Annotated in this window: 1 protein-coding gene; it reads right to left on the minus strand. The window is 51.0% G+C overall.

What is annotated here, in order from left to right; genetic code table 11:
- Positions 1 to 107 precede the first annotated feature (107 nt).
- Positions 108 to 686 carry a hemerythrin domain-containing protein gene (locus H567_RS30265; RefSeq protein WP_353743111.1) on the minus strand — a complete coding sequence of 193 codons (579 nt, stop codon included), beginning with the start codon at positions 684 to 686 and terminating at the stop codon, positions 108 to 110.
- Positions 687 to 1,092 lie beyond the last annotated feature (406 nt).

The following is a 1,092-nucleotide window of genomic DNA, read 5'->3' on the forward strand; positions in this document are numbered from 1 at the left end:
GCCAGGGTGCGCATGGCATCCACGGCCGCCAGGGCCATGTCGCGAAGGCTCATGCCCTCGATCTCCTCGCCCAGGAGTTCAGCCATGTTCTTTTGTTTTCGAATGGGTTATTTTGTTCCGACCCCAACAACGAAAGTTGCTTGCAACCGATGCAAAAGGGCATGAAACTCAGAGTGTTTGCCCTCGCCGATACGTTCCCGTTCGAGGTGCTCGAATGCTTCAAAAAGCTCTTTGTCTTTACCCGGGTCCAATTTTGCCTCCGCCATGGGGAAAAGAACCGTGTTTTCCTTCCCAATATGCTCATTGAGGAGAGCCACGTATTCTTTGATGATTGTTTGAGCGTGTTCCTTACGCAAGACGAGCCCGGACTCATGGTCTGCCAGGGCATCTTTGAGCTTCGCAACCAGTCTGCGGCCTTGTTCATGTTCCAGCAGCATAACCCCGATGGGACCTCCTTCACGCTGTACGCCAACATTCTCCAAGGCTGGAAAAAGGAATTCCTCTTCCTTGGCATGATGGCATTTGTCGATGAAGACCGACAGGAACTCGAGGATGTTGGAAAGATCCTTCCCGTCCACCTCTTGACCGCGTCCGAACCTCTCCGCAACGGCCTGCAGGATCCGAAGCATGATTTCAATGCCGTGGTGTTCGTTCTTAAGTTCATCAATTGCCTTCATTGCCTTCATTTTGGCACCTCCTTGAATTTAAGCGTGATGCGCAGCGAGACTGTGTCAGGCATTCTTGGATGTCTTCGAGCTGCAGTTCAAGAAAAAACGCGTTTGCGCCCCTCAAGGGTTCTTGGGAAGAACGCCGTTTCGGTGATTGAACCTATTTTTTATGAACGGATTTTTTGCTCGTTTTTTTTCGCGAGCGGACTTTATTCTCCATGAAAAAAGCATGCAAAATCAAGAATCTTTCTTCTCCGGTGCGTACCTATAGAGGAGGCGGTTTGCCCGTGTGCTCTATGATGGGTTCTATTTCCAGCTGCAGCCCTGGCGAGAATGGGCCCTGCGTGGAGTTCGTCGGAGCCAAGGCCCCGTAAAGCGGCGTTCCTTTTTATCTTTATCTTGTCATGACTCCTCCATCGGAGTT

Source organism: Desulfatiglans anilini DSM 4660 (assembly GCF_000422285.1).
Lineage (GTDB): Bacteria > Desulfobacterota > DSM-4660 > Desulfatiglandales > Desulfatiglandaceae > Desulfatiglans > Desulfatiglans anilini.